The sequence below is a fragment of the Cobetia sp. Ld8 genome (assembly GCF_045066615.1).
In the GTDB taxonomy this organism is placed as follows: Bacteria; Pseudomonadota; Gammaproteobacteria; order Pseudomonadales; family Halomonadaceae; genus Cobetia; species Cobetia amphilecti.
Window position 1 is genome coordinate 647,880 of record NZ_JBISHF010000006.1, and the last position, 18,888, is coordinate 666,767.

Annotated in this window: 15 protein-coding genes; 9 read left to right on the forward strand and 6 right to left on the reverse strand. The window is 64.0% G+C overall.

The features are described from left to right. Positions 1-425: 425 nt before the first annotated feature. From ACJJV2_RS04475 to ACJJV2_RS04485, 3 genes are all read right to left on the reverse strand, one after another. Positions 426-1,421 (reverse strand): SAM-dependent methyltransferase, encoded by a 996-nt coding sequence (locus ACJJV2_RS04475; protein WP_405278543.1) that lies wholly within the window; start codon positions 1,419-1,421, stop codon positions 426-428. After that, positions 1,418-3,115 carry an AMP-binding protein gene (locus tag ACJJV2_RS04480; protein WP_405278663.1) on the reverse strand — a complete coding sequence of 566 codons (1,698 nt, stop codon included), beginning with the start codon at positions 3,113-3,115 and terminating at the stop codon, positions 1,418-1,420. Before ACJJV2_RS04480 ends, ACJJV2_RS04475 begins: the two co-directional genes overlap by 4 nt. A gap of 355 nt (positions 3,116-3,470) precedes the next feature. After that, positions 3,471-3,992 carry a MerR family DNA-binding transcriptional regulator gene (locus ACJJV2_RS04485; RefSeq protein WP_349496626.1) on the reverse strand — a complete coding sequence of 174 codons (522 nt, stop codon included), beginning with the start codon at positions 3,990-3,992 and terminating at the stop codon, positions 3,471-3,473. A gap of 314 nt (positions 3,993-4,306) precedes the next feature. On the opposite strand from ACJJV2_RS04485, the gene ACJJV2_RS04490 reads away from it, so the two are divergent. From ACJJV2_RS04490 to ACJJV2_RS04520, 7 genes are all read left to right on the forward strand, one after another. Continuing rightward, positions 4,307-5,902 (forward strand): CoA-acylating methylmalonate-semialdehyde dehydrogenase, encoded by a 1,596-nt coding sequence (locus ACJJV2_RS04490; protein ID WP_405278545.1) that lies wholly within the window; start codon positions 4,307-4,309, stop codon positions 5,900-5,902. A gap of 153 nt (positions 5,903-6,055) precedes the next feature. Continuing rightward, complete coding sequence (locus tag ACJJV2_RS04495) at positions 6,056-7,222, forward strand: acyl-CoA dehydrogenase family protein (protein WP_284892868.1); 1,167 nt, start codon at positions 6,056-6,058, stop codon at positions 7,220-7,222. 53 nt (positions 7,223-7,275) lie between these two features. Further along, a complete protein-coding gene (locus ACJJV2_RS04500; RefSeq protein ID WP_054555504.1) occupies positions 7,276-8,094 on the forward strand; it encodes an enoyl-CoA hydratase in 819 nt (272 codons plus the stop codon). Further along, positions 8,091-9,275, forward strand: a complete 1,185-nt coding sequence (locus ACJJV2_RS04505) for an enoyl-CoA hydratase/isomerase family protein (RefSeq protein WP_405278548.1) — start codon at positions 8,091-8,093, stop codon at positions 9,273-9,275. The genes ACJJV2_RS04500 and ACJJV2_RS04505 overlap by 4 nt, the downstream gene beginning before the upstream one ends. A gap of 85 nt (positions 9,276-9,360) precedes the next feature. Then, positions 9,361-10,275: a 3-hydroxyisobutyrate dehydrogenase gene (gene mmsB / locus ACJJV2_RS04510; protein ID WP_405278550.1), complete on the forward strand. Its 915-nt coding sequence runs from the start codon at positions 9,361-9,363 to the stop codon at positions 10,273-10,275. A 63-nt stretch (positions 10,276-10,338) separates the two neighbouring features. Further along, the gene (locus tag ACJJV2_RS04515) at positions 10,339-10,752 is read left to right on the forward strand and encodes a rhodanese-like domain-containing protein (RefSeq protein WP_107336265.1); all 414 of its coding nucleotides are present in this window, start codon (positions 10,339-10,341) and stop codon (positions 10,750-10,752) included. 120 nt (positions 10,753-10,872) lie between these two features. Next, entirely contained in the window at positions 10,873-12,252 is a 1,380-nt protein-coding gene (locus tag ACJJV2_RS04520) for an MATE family efflux transporter (RefSeq protein WP_405278552.1), read from the forward strand. A gap of 183 nt (positions 12,253-12,435) precedes the next feature. Here the strand turns inward: ACJJV2_RS04520 and ACJJV2_RS04525 are convergent, their stop codons facing one another. Next, positions 12,436-12,723 (reverse strand): pyrimidine/purine nucleoside phosphorylase, encoded by a 288-nt coding sequence (locus ACJJV2_RS04525; protein ID WP_043331318.1) that lies wholly within the window; start codon positions 12,721-12,723, stop codon positions 12,436-12,438. A gap of 102 nt (positions 12,724-12,825) precedes the next feature. Beyond that, complete coding sequence (locus tag ACJJV2_RS04530) at positions 12,826-13,659, reverse strand: pyruvate, water dikinase regulatory protein (RefSeq protein ID WP_043331317.1); 834 nt, start codon at positions 13,657-13,659, stop codon at positions 12,826-12,828. A gap of 395 nt (positions 13,660-14,054) precedes the next feature. Here ACJJV2_RS04530 and ppsA point away from each other — a divergent pair, with 395 nt between their 5' ends. Both ppsA and ACJJV2_RS04540 read left to right on the forward strand, forming a co-directional pair. Beyond that, positions 14,055-16,442: a phosphoenolpyruvate synthase gene (gene ppsA / locus ACJJV2_RS04535; RefSeq protein ID WP_043331316.1), complete on the forward strand. Its 2,388-nt coding sequence runs from the start codon at positions 14,055-14,057 to the stop codon at positions 16,440-16,442. A 400-nt stretch (positions 16,443-16,842) separates the two neighbouring features. Continuing rightward, complete coding sequence (locus ACJJV2_RS04540) at positions 16,843-18,135, forward strand: dicarboxylate/amino acid:cation symporter (RefSeq protein WP_405278555.1); 1,293 nt, start codon at positions 16,843-16,845, stop codon at positions 18,133-18,135. A 91-nt stretch (positions 18,136-18,226) separates the two neighbouring features. Here the strand turns inward: ACJJV2_RS04540 and rraA are convergent, their stop codons facing one another. After that, positions 18,227-18,727: a ribonuclease E activity regulator RraA gene (gene rraA, locus ACJJV2_RS04545; RefSeq protein ID WP_043331314.1), complete on the reverse strand. Its 501-nt coding sequence runs from the start codon at positions 18,725-18,727 to the stop codon at positions 18,227-18,229. Between the last annotated feature and the right edge of the window lie 161 nt (positions 18,728-18,888).

Sequence of the window (18,888 nt, forward strand, 5' to 3'; positions counted from 1 at the left end):
GCGCCGCAGCGGAGCTGTCAGCTCGACGCCTGCAGGCCAGAGTGACTAGACCAAAGCGCGCAGACAAAAAAAGGGCCTCCAAGTGGAGGCCCTTTCGGTTTTCCCGTGAGGGAATCTTTGATGCTGTTGGGAGTGATTGATCAGATCACACCCTTGATGAACAGATTCCCGGAGAAACGTTGCGCGAGCATCGGGAAACGTTGCACTGACTCGTGGGTATCGATGAAACACGAAGCAATGCGGTCATCATGTCGGGCACATTACCCTCACATGCTGACGGGTAACGAACGGCTTATCCCCCGAACGGGACTGTACTGGCAAGAATAACGGTTGAGGCAGGCGGATGCCAGTCATTTGCGAGCGCTGTTTCCTAATTTTTTTCTCGCCGCATCCCTGCGGTGAGTTCTACTGATTCATCGCGCCCTTCACTGTTTGGCAGGACGCTTGCGCAGGCGCCACAGGTGAACCTCCAGCCAGCCGGCTTCCAGGGCCAGCATCAGGTTGCGTTGCATCTGGGAAAAGGCCGGGCCGAACACCAGTTCCGGCGTCAGGCCGCGAGCGGCCAGCATGGCCGGCGAGGGCGCAGGTGCGTCCTCGCGGTAGGCACTGGGCTGCTCGCTGGTGCTCTCGCGCATGCGGCGCGCCTGCCAGCTCAGCACCTGATCGGTCAGCTCGACATGGGCATCGACCTCGAAGCCACTGCTGGCCATCGCCTCATGCAACTCCTCGCAACTGGCCAGCTGATCGCCACGCGGTGACAGCGCCCACGGCAGTGGCAGGGCAGGGCGCTCGCCAAACGCCTGCGCCTGCACGCTGAGCACCGGCTCGTGCAGCAGGAGATAGCCATCCTGCTCGAGACAGTCATGCCACTGGGTGAGCGTGCTGACCTTGTCGCTCAGATGCACCAGCAGGTGCTGGCTGAAGAGGCGATCAAAGCGGCGGCCCGACAGTGCCGGGTGCAGCTCGGGGTAGCAGGCATCGCCCTCCAGCACGCGAATCGACTCGCGCAGTCCGGTGGCCCGGTTGAGGGCGATCGCCAGCTCGCAGAGGCTGCTCGAGAGATCCAGCGTGGTGATGTGGTGGTCCGCGCCGGTGTCGCGCGACTGGCTGGCAATATGGCGCGCCAGCCCGCCGAGGCCGGCGCCGAGTTCGAGCATCGCCAGCCCCCGCGACTGGGGTTCCAGCCGGGCGAGGGCCAGCAGCTCGCGGGTGCCTGTCACGCCACCCAGATGCAGTTGGTCCAGCCCGGCCAGTGCCATGATCGGCAGTTCGCCGCTCGGGTGGGCATTGATCAGCGTCTCGAGCGCCTCGTCGAGGGCCGCATGATGGTGGCTCGCCGCATAGTGGGCGACCTGCTGACGAGCGCTGCTCAGGTGGCGTGTGGCGGGGGCGTCATCCTCCTCCTCACGTGACGTGCTCACCTGGCCAGTCCCAGTTCTTGCGTCGCGGCCTCGCGCATCTTGAACTTCTGGATCTTGCCGGTCACGGTCATCGGGAATTCCTCCACGAACTTGATGTAGCGCGGCACCTTGAAGTGAGCGATACGTCCCTGGCAGAACGCCTTGAGCGCCGGTTCATCGAGCTGCTCGCCTTCCTTGAGCTTGACCCATGCCATCACTTCCTCGCCATACCGCTCATCGGGCACGCCGATCACCTGCACGTCCGACACCGCCGGGTGGGTGTAGAGGAAGTCCTCGATCTCGCGCGGATAGATGTTCTCGCCCCCGCGGATGATCATGTCCTTGATACGTCCCACGATCGTCACGTAGCCGTCTTCATCCAGCGTAGCGAGGTCGCCGGTATGCATCCAGCGGCCGGCATCGATGGCCTTGGCGGTGGCCTCCGGGTTGTTCCAGTAGCCCAGCATCACGCTGTAACCCCGCGTGCACAGCTCGCCCTTCTCGCCGAGCGGCACCACGCGTCCGCTGTCAGGGTCGATGATCTTGATCTCCAGATGCGGGTGCAGGGTGCCGACGGTGGAGACACGCTTGTCCAGCGGCGCCTCACGGGTGGTCTGCAGGCTGACCGGGCTGGTCTCGGTCATGCCGTAGGCGATGGTGACCTCGCGCATGTGCATGCGCTCGATGACCTGGCGCATCACCTCGATGGGGCAGATGGAGCCGGCCATGGTGCCGGTACGCAGGCTGGTGAGGTCGAATTCGGCGAAGCGCGGGTGTTCGAGTTCGGCGATGAACATCGTCGGCACGCCGAACATCGCGGTGGCGCTCTCCTCGCTGACCGCCTGCAGGGTGGCCAGCGGATCGAAGCCCGCTTCCGGATAGACGATGGCGGCGCCGTGGGTCAGGCAGCCCAGATTGCCCATCACCATGCCGAAGCAGTGATAGAGCGGTACCGGCATCACCAGTTTGTCGTGCTCGCTGAGATTCATGCGCTCGGCGACGAAGAAGCCGTTGTTGAGGATGTTGTGGTGCGAGAGGGTCGCGCCCTTGGGCGCACCGGTGGTGCCGGAGGTGTACTGGATATTGATCGGGTCATCGAAGGTCAGACTGGCCTGCAGCTCGCCGAGTGTCTCGACGGGGACGCTATCGGCACCGCTGAGCACATCCTGCCAGTTGAGCATGCCGGGCAGGGCATCTTCGGCCTCGAAGCAGATCAGGCGTCTGAGGTTCGGCAGCGCGGCATTGTGAATGCCATCACGGCCGCGGGCCTCCCTGGCCTCAGGGAACAGCTCCTCGAGGATCGCCACATAGTCGGACGCCTTGAAGCGAGACTGGAAGATCAGCGTCGCCGCGCCGGACTGCTTGAGGGCGTAGGCCAGTTCATGGCCACGATAGCTCGGGTTGAGATTGACCAGCACCACGCCGATCTTGGCGGTGGCGTACTGGATCAGCGTCCATTCGGCGCGATTGGGCGCCCAGATCCCGACGCGGTCGCCGCGCTCGATGCCCATCGCCAGCAGGCCGCGCGCCACGCGCTCGACCTCTGCGTGCAGTTCGGCCCAGGTGTAGCGCAGTCCCTGATGGCGACTGATCAGGGCGTCGCGCTCGGGCCAGCGCGCGCAGATGCGATCAAGGCAATCCCCGATGGTTTCTCCCATCAGTGGGGTGTCGGAGGTAGCGCTGAGATAGCTGGCTGACTGGCTTGCGTGTGCCATTTCGCTGGCAGGCTGGCGTGTGGCGATGGCGTCCTGTGACATGGTGCTTTCCTGTGTCCTTGGTTGTTATTGGTGAGGCAAGGCTTGTCAGGGGGAGCCGCCTCAGGGAGGCGGTGACGCAGTGTTGTCGTTCTTTTCGTTTTTGTCGTCTGGTCGTGCTGTCGTCTTGTCATGAGTCGCGTGATCAGCGGGCGACGCGCTGCTCTCCGGCAGTCTGCTGTCGCCCGCACTCGCGAGGCGCTGGTCAGTTTTCTACTGACGATTCTCTATAGACAGTCTAGTCGCTGTCACTTGTGTAGCCGGCAGTTATATAGCTGCTGCTGGCGCGAGTGGGTTCTGGTGTTGTGGACTCCAATCAGCCCTCGCTGTCGCCGGCCAGGCGGGCGAGGGCTTCGCGGGCACGTGTCTCGACGTCATCCAGCTCGCGTTGCATGGCGGTGAGATCGCGCAGCTGCCGTTCAAGGCCCTCGCGCTTTTCGCTCAGGATGCCAAGCAGGCGGGTGAGCTGCTTCTCGCCACCGCCGTCGGCGGCGTCGTAGAGGTCGACCACTTCACGAATCTCGGCCAGCGAGAAGCCCAGTCGCTTGCCGCGCAGGGTCAGTTTGAGACGCACGCGGTCCTTGTCGCGATAGACGCGCGTCTGACCGCGCCGCTCCGGGTGCAGCAGACCTTCCTGCTCGTAGAAGCGGATGGTGCGCGTGGTCACGTCGAAATGGCGTGCCAGCTCGCCGATGCTCCAGGTGCGCTGGGTCGGACGGATGGCGTCGCTGGTGCTGGTGGTGCTCAGCAGGGACTCCACACCGGCATCGTGCGTCGTGCCATCAGGCGTTGCCCGGGATTTGGGGTCAGGACTTGGGGTCATCATCGTATCTGTCATGGGCGCTGCCGCTCCGGATGCTGTGCGCGCCAAGGAGAGGGGAATGCTCCTTGGCGCAGTGGGTGCCAGCGGCGTCTGGCCGTGAATTTTCTACAGACTAGCATTGTTTACGTTAACGTAAAGGGTAATAGTATTTGCAGCCAACCAAGCAGATGCTAGGTTGAATCAGATCACAGTCTCGGCTTGCCGTTTTCTGCAGGACGGCCTGGTTCTGCAGGTCGTCTTCAGCTCTGCAAGGCGGCTCGCCTGACGACTTCGGCTCTGTTGACACACTGTCTTCCTTCCAATAACAACAGCCACAGGAATGCCACGCCATGTCTTCGACGTCTCTCACGCCCTCTACTGCCGCGTCCTCTACCGGTTCACTGGAGCTGCTGTCACGCCTGCGCGCCGTGGTCGCCGGTGACAGCGCGCCGCTGGTGCTGCCTCAGCTGATCAATGGTCAGTTTGTCGAAAGTCGCGCCGATCAGCACCTGAGCGTCACCAACCCGGCCACCAACGGCGAGATCGCTCGCGTGCCCCTGTCACCGCTGAGTGAGCTGGATGAAGCGCTGGACCACGCCGAACAGGCCTTCCAGCGCTGGCGCAACACGCCGGTGCCGACCCGCGCCCGCCTGATGCTCAGTTATCAGCATCTGCTCAAGCAGCATCATGACGAGCTGGCCGAGATCATCTCCCACGAGCTGGGCAAGACCTTCGAGGACGCCAAGGGCGATGTGTGGCGCGGCATCGAGGTGGTCGAGCACGCCGCCAACATTCCCAGCCTGCTGATGGGCGAGACGGTGGAGAACGTCGCCACCGGCATCGACAGCTATTCCGTGACCCAGTCGCTGGGTGTCTGCCTGGGCATCACGCCGTTCAACTTCCCCGCCATGATACCGCTGTGGATGTTCCCGCTGTCCATCGCCTGTGGCAATGCCTTCGTGATCAAGCCGTCCGAGCAGGTGCCGCTGACCACGCTGCGGCTGGCGGAGCTGTTCATGGAAGCAGGTGCCCCCGAGGGCATCCTGACCGTGATGCAGGGTGGGCGCGATCAGGTCAATCATCTGCTCGCCCACGAGATTCCGCGCACCGTCAGCTTCGTCGGCTCGGTACCGGTGGGTCAGCACATCTATCGCACCGCCACCGACAACCTCAAGCGCGCCCAGTGCTTCGCCGGCGCCAAGAACCACATGGTGATCATGCCGGACGCTCCGGCCGACCAGGTCGTCAACGCGCTGGTCGGTGCCAGTGTCGGCGCGGCGGGTCAGCGCTGCATGGCGATCTCGGTGGCGGTCTTCGTCGGTGATTCGAAGGCCTTGATCGAGCGGGTGCGCGATGCGCTGGCCGAGGTGCGCCCGGGCGCCTGGGATGACAAGGGCGCCAGCTACGGGCCGCTGATCTCGCCGCAGGCGCTGGAGCGCGTGACCGGCTGGATCCAGCAGGGCGAGCAGGAAGGCGCCGAGCTGCTGCTGGATGGTCGCGGCGTCTCGGTGGCGGGCTATCCCGACGGCAACTGGCTGGGGCCGTGCCTGTTCTCCAGGGTGACGCCGGAGATGGTGCTCTATCGCGAGGAAATCTTCGGGCCGGTGCTGTGCTGCATGGAGGCGGCGGACCTGTCCGAAGCCATCGAGCTGATCAACAACAACCCCTACGGCAACGGCACCTCCATCTTCACGCGCTCCGGCGGCGCGGCACGGCGCTTCCAGAACGAGATCGCGGTCGGTCAGGTCGGCATCAACGTGCCGATTCCGGTGCCGCTGCCGTTCTTCTCCTTCACCGGCTGGCGCGGCAGCTTCTTCGGTGATCTGCATGCCTATGGCAAGCAGGCGGTGCGCTTCTATACCGAGACCAAGACGGTGACGGCGCGCTGGTTCGACGATGCGCCGGCCGAGGGCAATCAGCCCAACTTCTCGATCCAGATGCGCTGAGGGCTCTCTTTACAACACCGCCGAGGGCTCTCTTCACAAGACCGCTGAGGGCTCTTCAGATGCGCTGATGGCTCCTCAGATGCGTTGAGCCGCTTTGACAGGCCCGAGCGATAGGCCCGGGCCGACAGAACAAGGACAACAGGAGGCAGCTGCATGAACTTTTCGCTGACCGATGACCAGCGTGCCCTCCAGGAGGGGGCGCGTGCCTTCGCGGATGCCGAGCTTGCCCCGCATGCCGCCGAGTGGGACGCCACGGCCCACTTCCCCATCGAGACACTTCGCAAGGCGGGCGAGGCCGGCTTCATGGGGCTTTACGTCCCCGAGGAGCACGGCGGCCTTGGCCTGCCGCGCCTCGACAGCTCCATCATTCTCGAGCAGCTGGCGACCGGCTGCATCTCGACCACTGCCTACATCACCATCCACAACATGGTGGGCTGGATGATCGCCAGTTTCGCCACGGGCAGCTGCCGCGAGCAGTGGGTGCCGGCGATGGTGGCGGGCGACAAGCTCGGTTCCTACTGCCTGACCGAGCCGGGCAGCGGCAGTGATGCTGCCAGTCTGCGTACCCGCGCCGAGCGCGAGGGCGATGACTACTATCTGAGTGGCTCCAAGATGTTCATCTCCGGTGCCGGCGCCACGGACGTGCTGGTGGTGATGGCGCGCACCGGCGAGCCGGACAGCGGCGCGGCGGGTATCTCGGCCTTCGTGGTGCCGGCTGACGCCGAGGGCATCAGCTACGGCAAGAAGGAAGACAAGATGGGCTGGAACAGCCAGCCGACCCGGCTGGTGAGCTTCGATCGCGTGCGGGTTGCGGCGGCCAATCGTCTGGGCGAGGAGGGCGAGGGCTTCCGCTTCGCGATGAAGGCGCTGGATGGCGGTCGCATCAACATCGCCACCTGCTCACTGGGCGCGGCCCAGAAGGCGCTGGAGCTGTCGCGGGATTATCTCGGCGAGCGCAAGCAGTTCGGGCGTGAGCTGGCCCAGTTCCAGGCCCTGCAGTTCAAGCTGGCCGACATGGCCACCGAACTGACCGCGGCGCGCACCCTGGTGCGGCTGGCGGCCTTCAAGCTCGATGAGGGTGACGCCGAGGCCAGCGCCCACTGTGCGATGGCCAAGCGCTTCGCCACCGACATGGGCTTCGAGGTCTGCAATCAGGCACTCCAGCTGCATGGCGGCTACGGTTATATCCGCGAGTACCCATTGGAGCGGCTGGTGCGTGACACCCGTGTGCACCAGATTCTGGAAGGCACCAACGAGATCATGCGTCTGATCATTGCGCGGCGTCTTCTGACGCCGGGCATGATCGAGTCGCTGGCGTAACGCCGCCTCCACTTCAATTCGTCATTGGTTACCATCTTTCAGGGAGTTACATGATGTCATCCAGTCAAGGGCCATGCCTCGTTCTCGAGAAGGATCGTCATATCGCCCGGGTCACCATCAATAACCCGCCGGCCAACACCTGGACGGAAGCGTCCTTGATCGAGCTGGAGCAGCTGCTCGACGAGCTGGAGGGCGATGGCAGCGTGAGTGCGGTGGTGATCACCGGTGAGGGCGACAAGTTCTTCTCCGCCGGCGCCGATCTCAAGACCTTCGCCGATGGTGACAAGGGCGTCGCCGCCACCATGGCGCGCCGCTTCGGGCTGGCCTTCGAGCGGCTGGCCAACTTCCCGGGCGTGACGATCGCCGCCGTCAACGGCTACGCGATGGGCGGCGGGCTCGAGTGCGCGCTGGCCTGTGACATGCGTATCGTCGAGCGGCAGGCCAGGCTGGCACTGCCGGAGGCCAAGGTGGGGCTGCTGCCGTGTGCGGGCGGCACCCAGCACCTGCCGTGGCTGGTCGGCGAAGGCTGGGCCAAGCGCATGATCCTGTGTGGTGAACAGGTAGACGCGGAGACCGCCGGTCGCATCGGGCTGGCGGAAGAGGTGGTCGAGACCGGCCAGAGCTTCGAGCGCGCGCTGGCGATCGCCGAGAGCGTCGCCAACCAGAGCCCGAGCGCGGTGGCGCGCTGCAAGGCGTTGATCATGTCGTCACGCCATCGCGGCATGAGCGATGGCCTGCGCATGGAGCGCGAGCTGTTCGTCGAGCTGTTCGATGACCCCAACCAGAAGGAAGGCGTGAGCGCCTTCCTCGAGAAGCGCGCCCCGCAGTGGGTCTCGCGTCAGGAAGAGGTGAAGGGAGGAGGGCGCTCATGAGCCAGATAGAAGGTGTCACCGCCAAGGCCGCGACCGATGTCGAGGCGCCCGTGGTGTTCGAGACGCGTCGCGCCCGCGACGGCAAGCAGCTGGGAATCGTGCGCCTGAACGCGCCGCGTTCGCTGAATGCGCTGTCGCTGGCCATGATCGAGCGCATCGAGGCGCAGCTGGATGCCTGGGAACTGGACAGCAGCATCGCCATGGTGTGGCTGGAAGGCGCCGGCGAGCGTGCGCTGTGTGCCGGTGGCGATATCGTGGCGCTCTATCAGGCGATGACCACGGCGCCTGCCAGCGAAGGCGCAGACCCCCTCGAGGCGCTGGATGATTTCTTCGCCACCCGCTACTTCACCGCCGAATACCGGCTCGATCACCGCCTGCATACCTTCCCCAAGCCGCTGCTGGTGTGGGGTGGCGGCATCGTGATGGGCGGCGGCATGGGGCTGTTCGCCGGCGGCTGTGAGCGTGTGGTCACCGAGAGTTCGCGACTGGCGATGCCGGAAGTCAGCATCGGTCTGTACCCGGATGTCGGTGCCAGCTGGTTGCTCAATCGCCTGCCGCGTGGCATCGGAGAATATCTCGGCGCGACCGGTGCGCAGCTGAATGCCCGCGATGCGCTGGATCTTGGCCTTGCGACACGCCTGATTCCCGATGAGCAGCGCGAATCGCTCAAGCAGGCGCTGTGCGAGGGTGAATTCGGCCGTCACCCGTCGCGTCATCTGAGCCAGGTGCTGAGCGAGTTCGAGCGCCGTGAACTGGCGCCGCCGGGGCAGGTGCTGCCGCTCTTCGATCATCTTCAGCAGCTGGTCGCCGGGCGCGAAGTGCAGCAGGCCTGCCAGCGGATCATCGATGACCCCCAGGCGCGCAGTGACTGCAATGCGTGGCTGAACGCCAACCGCGAGCGACTGCTGGCCGGCTGCCCCAGTTCACCGCATCTGGTATTTCGCATGCTGGGGCGCCATCGCCACTCCTCGCTGGCGGAGGCCTTCCGCGACGAGCTGACCCTGTCGGTGCGCTGCTGCATGGGTACCGAACTTGCCGAAGGGGTGCGCGCCCTGCTGATCGACAAGGACAAGCAGCCGCAGTGGGCCTATGCCTCGATCGCCCAGGTCTCCGAGGAATACATCGACGGCTTCTTCGCACCGCTGTGGGAAGAGAATGAGCATCCGCTGATGGACCTCTGAGCGCGCTTTTCAGCACCGGCGGCAGGCGCGGCCATGCCACCGGACGCCAATGACAACAAGAATCTGTTCACAAGGAAGCATTGCCATGACATCCATCGGTTTCATCGGACTCGGCAACATGGGCGGGCCCATGGCGCTCAATCTGGTCAAGGCTGGCCATGCGGTAAGGGTCTTCGATCTGGTCGAGTCGGCCATGAGCGAGCTGGTCGAGGCGGGCGCCACCCGCGCGGCATCTCCCGGAGAGGTCGTCGAGGGTGTCGAGGTGTTGATCAGCATGCTGCCGGCCGGTCAGCACGTGCGAAAGCTCTATCTCGGTGACAAGGAAGACGGTGCGGGTGGCCTCCTGGCCACGCTCGACCCCTCGGTACTGGTGATCGACGCCTCGACCATCGCGCCAGATGATGCCCGTCTGGTCGCGCGCCACGCCGCCGAGCGTGGCATCACCTTCATGGATGCCCCGGTGTCCGGCGGGGTCGGTGGTGCACGTGCCGGTACGCTGAGTTTCATCGTCGGCGGCGAGGCCGACGGCTATGCGCGTGCCGTGCCGCTGCTGGAAGTGATGGGCAAGAATCTGTTCCATGCCGGCCCGGCCGGCAGCGGTCAGGTCGCCAAGATCTGCAACAACATGCTGCTGGGCATCCTGATGAGCGGCACCGCCGAGGCGCTGGCGCTGGGGGTCAAGAACGGGCTGGACCCAGCCGTGCTCTCGGAGGTGATGAAGCAGTCATCCGGCGGCAACTGGGCGCTCAACGTCTACAATCCCTGGCCCGGCGTGATGGAAGCCGCGCCGGCCTCCAATGACTATCAGGGCGGTTTCCTGGTCGATCTGATGACCAAGGATCTTGGCCTTGCCTGGGAGATGGCGCTGGGCTCGAAATCGGCGGTGCCAATGGGCTCCCAGGCGCGTAATCTGTTCGTCCAGCATGCAGCCCAAGGCGCAGGACGCCTCGATTTTTCGAGCATCCAGCGCTTCTATCGCTGTGGCGAGGCGGATGCGTGAGCTGTCACGCAGTCAGCCGCTGACATGCACCCCGAGGACAACATCATCTGCAAGGAGCACCCCATGATTCGACCGGTCAGTGAGCTGGTGGCCGCCGCCGAGACGGAGATCGAGACCCTGTCGCCCCGCGAGCTACGCGAGGCGCTGGAAGAGGCCCGCGCCGGCGGCACGCCGCTGACGCTGGTGGATATCCGCGATGTGCGTGAGCTGGAGCGAGAAGGGCGTATTCCCGGCGCCATCCACGCGCCGCGCGGCATGCTGGAGTTCTGGGTCGACCCGGCCTCGCCCTATCACCGCGCCGACTTCGCGCGCGAAGGGCGCTATGTGCTGTTCTGTGCCGGCGGGCTGCGCTCGGCGCTGGCCACCAAGTCGCTCAAGGACATGGGGTTCGGGCCGGTGGCCCATCTGGGTGGCGGCTTCGCGGCCTGGCGTGAGGCGGGGGGAGAGGTCGTCTCGCCCTTCATGCAGGGCAACTGACGCAGCGCGGGATTGCTCGGCGCGATCCAGCGTTGCCCCTCACCTGACACGCTGATGCTTTACACTGTTCGGCCCCGCTGGCGCCTCGCCGGTCGGGGTCGTTTTCTGTCCGGAGCCTGTATGTCTGACCCTGATACCCCTGCCACCCCCAAACGTGCCTCGTCTCGGCGTGGCACGCGCGATCTGGTGCGTGACCCGATCGCCTCGACGCTGGCGCGCATGACGGGGCCGGTGATCGGCGGCATCGTCACCATGATGCTGTTCAACCTGGTGGATGCCTGGTTCATCGCCCAGCTGGGCACGCCGGAGCTGGCGGCGGTGACCATGACCTTCCCGGTCACCTTCGGCGTGATCAGCATCGCCATCGGGCTGTCCATCGGCACCACCGCCGTGGTGGGGCGCCGGCTGGGGCGAGGCGAGCTCGAGACCGTCAAGGCGCGTACTACGGATTCCAGTCTGCTGGGGCTGCTGCTGGGGCTGGTGATGCTGGTGCTGGGGCTTGCCAGCATCGAGCCGCTGTTCGGGCTGCTGGGAGCCGATGACACCCTGATGCCGCATATCCGCGACTACATGCAGGTGTGGTATTTCGGCGCGCCCTTCGTGTTGCTGCCGCGTGTGCTGGGCAGCGTGCTGCGCGCCGAGGGCAATACGCTGGTGCCCTCGCTGGTGATGGCGGCGGCGGGGGTGCTCAATGCGTTGCTCGACCCGCTGCTGATCTTCGGCATCGGTGACTGGCAGGGCATGGGCGTGGCGGGCGCGGCGCTGGCCACGGTGCTGTCATGGCTGGCGATGACGCTGGGCTTGCTGGCATTGCCACTGCTGCGCGCGCGGCTTGATTTTCGTCACCTGAGCGTGACGCGGTTGGTAACGTCATGGCGCGAGGTCGGGGCGATCGGCCTGCCTGCCGCGCTGACCAGCGTGATGACGCCGATTGCCACCGCGCTGGTCACGCGTATCGTCAGTCAGCATGGGCACGCGGCGGTGGCGGCTTACGGCATCGGCTCGCGCATCGAGTCGCTGGCGCTGATTCTGGTGCTGGCGCTGTCCATGACGCTGTCGCCCTTCATCAGCCAGAACGACGGTGCCGGGCAGCAGAAGCGTGTATGGCGCGCCATACACGGCGTGCTGGCCTTCATTCTCGTCTGGCAGCTGGTGGTCTGGTTGGGGCTCGGGCTGGGGGGAGAGTGGATCGCGGCGCGTTTCGCCGAGAGCCAGGAGGTCGCGGGGCTGGTCAGCACCTATCTGTGGCTGATACCCGCCGCCCTCGGGGCACAGGGCGTGATCATTCTCGCCAATTCCAGCCTCAATGCGCTGCACAAGCCGCGCCGCGCGATGATGCTCTCGCTGGTGCGTCTGTTCGCCTTGCTGGTGCCGCTGGCCTGGCTTGGCGGCGCCCTGTATGGCGTGATCGGTATTTTTGCCGGGGTGGCGACAAGTTATCTGTTGATGGGCGGCATCAGTTATCTGGCGCTGCGTTCGGTCCTTAGGCAGCGCGCCTGAGCCTGGTAGAGAGAGACCGCTGTCGTGACGAAAAAAAGCCGCCGTGACCCGAGAGGGGGCGGCGGCTTTTTCATGTCTGGCTTTCAGTGCCTTGGGCGGCTTATTCCCAGTGCCTTAGGCGGTTGTTTACCAGTGCCTCAGGCGGCTGTTTTTCAGTGCCTTAGGCGGCTGTTGCCCAGTGCCTTAGGCGTCTTCGTACTTGCACAGATAGGCGGATTCGACCGTGGTGCGCACCTCGAAGCTCTGGTTGGCTTCGACGATGAAGCTTTCACCGGCGGCGAGCTGATACCACTCTTCCGCGCCCGGCAGCAGTACCTGCATGTCGCCGCTGATCAGGGTCATGTATTCGCGTTGGCTGGTGGCGAACACGAATTCGCCGATGGCCATCACGCCGACCGTGGCAGGAAGGTCTGCACTCTGGAAGGCGATGGAGGCCACCTGGCCGTCGAAGTAGTGGTTGGTGTTGAACATGGGAGGATTTCCTGGGTGAGTAGCGCTGTTGTTGTGGTCGATGTCTGTCGTCGTGGTCGACGTGTGTTGTTGTGTTCGACTTGTGATGATCTGGCGTCGGGGTCAGCGCGGTGAGAAGCGGCGTGCCAGGCCGGTCTCGGCGATCATGCGTGTCGAGATCTCTTCGATCGAGAAACGCGTGGTATCGATGTAGGGCACCTTGGAGCGGCGGAAGAGTGCCTCGGTCTGCTCGACTTCCTGCAGACACTGGTCGATCGAGCAGTAGCGGCTGTTGGGGCGACGCTCGGTGCGGATGGCGGCCAGACGGCGCGGGTCGATGGTCAGCCCGAACAGCTTGTGACGATATTGCGCCAGTGAGGCGGGCATCTTGAGGGTGCCGGACTCGTCCAGATCATCCTCGGTCAGCGGGTAGTTGGCCGCGCGGATGCCGAACTGCAGCGCCAGATACAGCGAGGTCGGCGTCTTTCCGCAGCGTGAGACGCCGATGAGGATGACGTCGGCCTTGTCGTATTGATGCGTGCGCGCGCCATCATCGTTGTCGAGGGCGAAATGCACCGAATCGATGCGATTCATGTAGACGTCGTCCTGCCCGATGGAGTGGGTCTTGCCGACGCTGTAGGACGAGTGGGTGTCCAGTTCCTCTTCCAGCGGCTTGAGGAAGGTCGAGAAGATGTCGACCTTGAAGCCGGAGGATTCGGAGATGATGTCGCGGATGTTCTGGTCGACGATGGTGTCGATGATGATCGGGCGCTCGCCGTCATTGGCATGCGCGCTCTCGATGGCCTTGACCAGTGCCGTCGCCTTTTCAGCCGAATCGATGTAGGGCTTGGTCACCATGCGGATGTCGGTATTCTCGAACTGGGCGAGCAGACTGCGTCCCAGTGTCTCGGCGGTGATGCCGGTGCCATCGGAAATGAAGAAGGCGGTTCGGGTCATGACGGGCACTCGTGAAGAACGAATCGAAGACACCAGCCCGCTCAGGCTGTTGCCCCGTGAAGACCCCAAGTGTCGGTGTTCCCTGTCGAGCTTGCAATATCCGGTACAGGGCCAGTGGCGCGATATGAGAAATCCCGTGTTCCCGTCCTTTAAAAAAGCGCCTCATGACTACATTCCTGTAGCGGCCGTTCCTGGCTTGTCGACATGTTCGCCGACGATGGCGACATAACGTCTGAAACAGGCTCAGGGTTGTAGTCCTCCTCCACTGACTAGCCGGTTAGACCAATGGCTAATACTAGAGAGAGCTTGTTAGGGTGGCGTCATTGCTGAACGGAAGGCGGTTCATCGTCCTCCATCGATCATTCGTTTCCATCCATTGGTACCAGGGGGTTCCCTTGTCACAGCAAGCCACATCCGAATACGTCGTCGATTTCGATCAGCTCGGCATGAACGATGTTGATCGCGTTGGCGGCAAGAACGCCTCGCTCGGTGAGATGATCTCCAATCTGGCCGATGCCGGTGTCACCGTGCCCGGCGGCTTTGCGACTACCTCCTATGCCTATCGCGAGTTTCTGGCCCACGAAGGCCTCGACAAGCGTATCAATGCCGCCCTCGATGCCCTCGATGTGGACGACGTGGTCGAACTGGCGCGCGTCGGTGCCGAGATTCGTCAGTGGATCATCGACACGCCGCTGCCGCCGGCCTTCGAGGCCGAGATGGAACGTGCCTATGCCGAGCTTCAGGCCAGGCACCCGAACCTGAAGGTCGCCGTGCGCTCCTCCGCCACCGCGGAAGATCTGCCGGATGCCTCCTTCGCCGGTCAGCAGGAAACCTTCCTCAACATCGAAGGCTTCGACAACATCAAGCGTGCGGTTCACGAGGTGTTCGCGTCACTGTTCAACGACCGCGCCATTTCCTACCGCGTGCACAAGGGCTTCGATCACTCACTGGTCGCGCTGTCTGCCGGCGTACAGAAGATGGTGCGTTCCGAGACGGCCGCTTCTGGCGTGATGTTCACCCTGGACACCGAATCCGGCTACCGCGACGCCGTCTTCGTCACCGGCTCCTGGGGCCTGGGCGAGACCGTGGTGCAGGGCGCGGTCAATCCTGACGAGTTCTACGTCCACAAGACCACGCTGGCCGCTGGCCGCCCGGCGGTACTGCGCCGCAACCTGGGCTCCAAGCTGATCAAGATGGTCTACACCGACGACACCAGTGCGGGTCGCTCCGTCGAGACCGTCGACGTGCCGGTGCCGGACCGCCACCGTTTCTGCATCAGCGATGCCGATGTCGAGGCCCTGGCGCGCCAGGCCATGATCATCGAGAAGCACTACCAGCGTCCGATGGATATCGAATGGGCGCGTGATGGTGACGACGGCAAGCTCTACATCGTCCAGGCGCGTCCGGAAACGGTCGTCAGCCAGGAAGAGGGTGGCAACCTCGAGCGCTTCCAGCTGCGCGAGAAGGGCCGCACCCTGGTCACCGGGCGTGCCATCGGTCAGCGTATCGGCCAGGGCGCGGTGCGCGTGATCGACAACCCGGAACAGATGGACAAGGTGCAGGTCGGCGACGTGCTGGTCACCGACATGACCGATCCGGACTGGGAGCCAGTCATGAAGCGCGCCTCCGCCATCGTCACCAACCGTGGCGGACGTACCTGCCACGCGGCGATCATCGCGCGTGAGCTGGGAATTCCGGCCGTGGTCGGCTGTGGCGACGCGACCTCGGTGCTCGCCGAAGGCCGCGAAGTGACGGTCTCCTGCGCCGAAGGCGATACCGGTCATGTCTATGACGGTATCCTCAACTTCGATCGCACCGTCACCAGCGTCAACGAGATGCCGGAGATTCCGTTCAAGATCATGATGAACGTCGGCAACCCGGACCGCGCCTTCAGCTTCTCGCGTCTGCCGAATGCCGGTGTGGGCCTGGCGCGTCTCGAGTTCATCATCAACCGCATGATCGGCGTGCACCCCAAGGCGCTGCTCGACTACGCCACCCTGCCCATCGATCTGCAGCAGACCATCGATGCGCGCACCGCCGGCTACGCAAGCCCGGTCGACTTCTACGTCGACAAGCTGGTCGAGGGCATCTCCACCCTGGCGGCCGCCTTCCACCCGCAGAAGGTCATCGTGCGCATGTCGGACTTCAAGTCCAACGAGTACGAGAACCTGATCGGCGGCAAGATGTACGAGCCGGGCGAAGAGAACCCGATGCTGGGCTTCCGTGGTGCCTCGCGCTACGTGTCTGACACCTTCCGCGACTGCTTCGATCTGGAATGCCGTGCCCTCAAGCGCGTGCGTGACGAGATGGGGCTGACCAACGTCGAGATCATGGTGCCCTTCGTGCGTACCACCGGCGAGGCGGAGCAGGTCATCAAGCTGCTGGGCGAGAATGGTCTGGTACGTGGCGAGAACGGCCTGCGCGTCATCATGATGTGCGAGCTGCCGACCAACGCGCTGCTGGCGGATCAGTTCCTCGAGCACTTCGATGGCTTCTCCATCGGCTCCAACGACCTGACCCAGCTGACCCTGGGGCTGGATCGCGACTCCGGCATCGTCGCTCACCTCTTCGATGAGCGTAACCCGGCGGTCAAGCAGCTGATGTCGATGGCGATCCGTGCCTGCAAGGCGCAGGGCAAGTACGTCGGCATCTGTGGTCAGGGCCCGTCGGACCATCCGGAGCTGGCCAAGTGGCTGATGGAAGAGGGCATCGACAGCGTCTCCCTCAACCCGGATTCCGTGCTGGAAACCTGGTTCATGCTGGCGGACAAGGAGCTGGTGTAACCCAGGCTTCCCAGGATGGTGACCTGACGCGCTGAGGCGCAGACGGTCGTTGTCACCCAGGGCGCCCATCGCACTCAATGTGCGGTGGGCGTTTTTCGTTTCGTGCCTGAAACCTGAATGATTGGTCAGTTCAGGCATTAGACCAATGGGGGAGAAAGCAGCACAAAGACGTCAGTTAGTAACAAATAGCAACAAAATGATCTCGATTGCGCGACTAAATGATTATCTTTCTACCTTATGTAAAAAAGGCAGTCATTTATAATCCCAGTCACCCCGCTGACCACAATATCCATGGTGGCAATTAATCCATGGTGACTATGACGGCAGGCCTCACCGGTAGCCAGCACTGCGGTGGCACGCAACAACCGACCTTTCAGACACAATCCAAGGTAGTCGTAACGTGAAACAGTCTTTATGGAAAAACATCGGCGTCCAGGTAGTCATCGCCATGATCCTGGGTGCAGGTGTCGGGGCGTACATGGGCGAAGACGCCTCGATGTTCGCGCCACTGGGTGAGCTGTTCATTCACCTGATCAAGATGCTGGTCGTGCCGCTGATCGCGGTCTCCATCGTGTCGGGAGCCGCCAATCTGGGCGACAGTCCTTCTGCCGGCAAGATCGGCATCTCCACCTTCGCCTTCTTCATGCTGACCTCTGCCGTGGCCGTGATGCTGGCGCTGGTAATGGGGCATGTCTTCCAGCCGGGCAGCGGAGTGGACCTGGAAAGCGCCAAGGGCATGTTCTCCAATGCCTACGCTGACAAGGGCAGCGTGCCGGGCGTGATGGACACCATTCTGGGCATGGTGCCGACCAATATCTTCGGTGCACTCACCGATGCCAATATCCTGCAGATTCTGGTGTTCTGCCTGTTCCTCGGCATTGGCCTGTCCAAGACCGGCGAGCGTGGCAAGCCGCTGATCGAAGGCCTCAACACCATCATCGAAGCCTTCGTGTGGATGATCAACGTGGTGATGCTGATCGCGCCGATCGGCGTCTTCGGCCTGATGGCGGACGCCGTCGGCACCTTCGGCTTCGATGTACTGACGCTGGTGATGAAGCTGTTCCTCGTCTACATGGGCGCCATCCTCATCTACGGCTTCGTGTTCTACCCGCTGGTGGTCAAGTTCGGCTCTGACGTGCCGCTGGGTCGCTTCATGTCCGCGATGAAGAAGCCGCAGGCCGTCGCGCTGTCCACGGCGTCCTCCATGGCGACCCTGCCGGTCAACATGGAAGTCTGCGAGAAGGAGCTGGGCCTCAAGAACGCCACCTCTGCCTTTGTGCTGCCGCTGGGCGCGACCATCAACATGAGCGGCAATGCCATCTATTACGGGCTGGTGGCGATGTTCTTCGCCCAGGTCTTCAATGTCGACCTCGGCTTCTCCGCCTACGCCGCCATCGTGTTCACCGCGACTCTGGGTGCCATCGGTCAGGCCGGTGTGCCGGGGCCGTCGTTCCTGGTGGTCGCCGTGCTGCTGGCTGCCGGTATTCCCATCGAAGGTCTGCCGCTGCTGTTCGCGCTGGATCGTATCTTCGACATGACGCGCACCGCGCTCAATATCACCGGTGACGCTGCCTGCGCCGCCGTGGTGGACCGCTACGCGCGTGCCGATGATGCGGCTGCGGCCTCTCAGGCCAGTGCTCAAGCCGGTTCACAGACCGACTCATCCAACGCAGAGCCCGCCAGCACTCGCTGAGTCCGCGATTCTGAACGCGAAACGCCCCCGCAACCTGCCTGGTTGCGGGGGCGTTTTCATTGCGGCGTGCACCGCGGCGCGAGACGGCGACTCAGGGAGTCGGCTGGGTACGGATCAGCGCTTCCTTGGCGGTGATGACGCCATTGTTGTCGGCGTAGAGATAGTCGCCCGGCACGATGGTGACGCCGGCGAAGGTGACCGGGATATCGCGCTGGCCTTCGCCGCGCTTGATGCTGGGGCGCGGGTAGCAGCCCAATGCCTGCACGCCGAGATTGGTGGCGTGGATCTCATCCACATCGCGGATGCAGCCATACATGATCACGCCGGCCCAGCCGCTCTTGGCGGCCTGCTCGGCGAGCATGTCGCCCAGCATGGCGCAGCGCATCGAGCCGCCGGCATCGACGACCAGGACGCGGCCTGCGCCGGGTTCCGCGACGGCTTCCTTGACCAGCGAGTTGTCCTCGAAGCACTTGATGGTCACGACTTCGCCGCCGAAGGACTCGACGCCGCCGTAGTTGATGAACAGTGGCTCGAGCACCTGCACGTCGGGGAACTCATCGCAGAGGTCGGGGGTGGAGATGGGATGCGTCATGTCGGATTCCTTGTGCTGGGCGGCCGGGGCAGGCCGCTTGAGGGACGGAGCGCTTTGATTGCTGCAATGCCACAACTCCGAGAATGCCCGATACGCCAAGGCTTTGCATCTCTGCGAAGGGCTAAGCGGGCCTCGGGCACGCGCAAGCGGGGGGAGCGGGA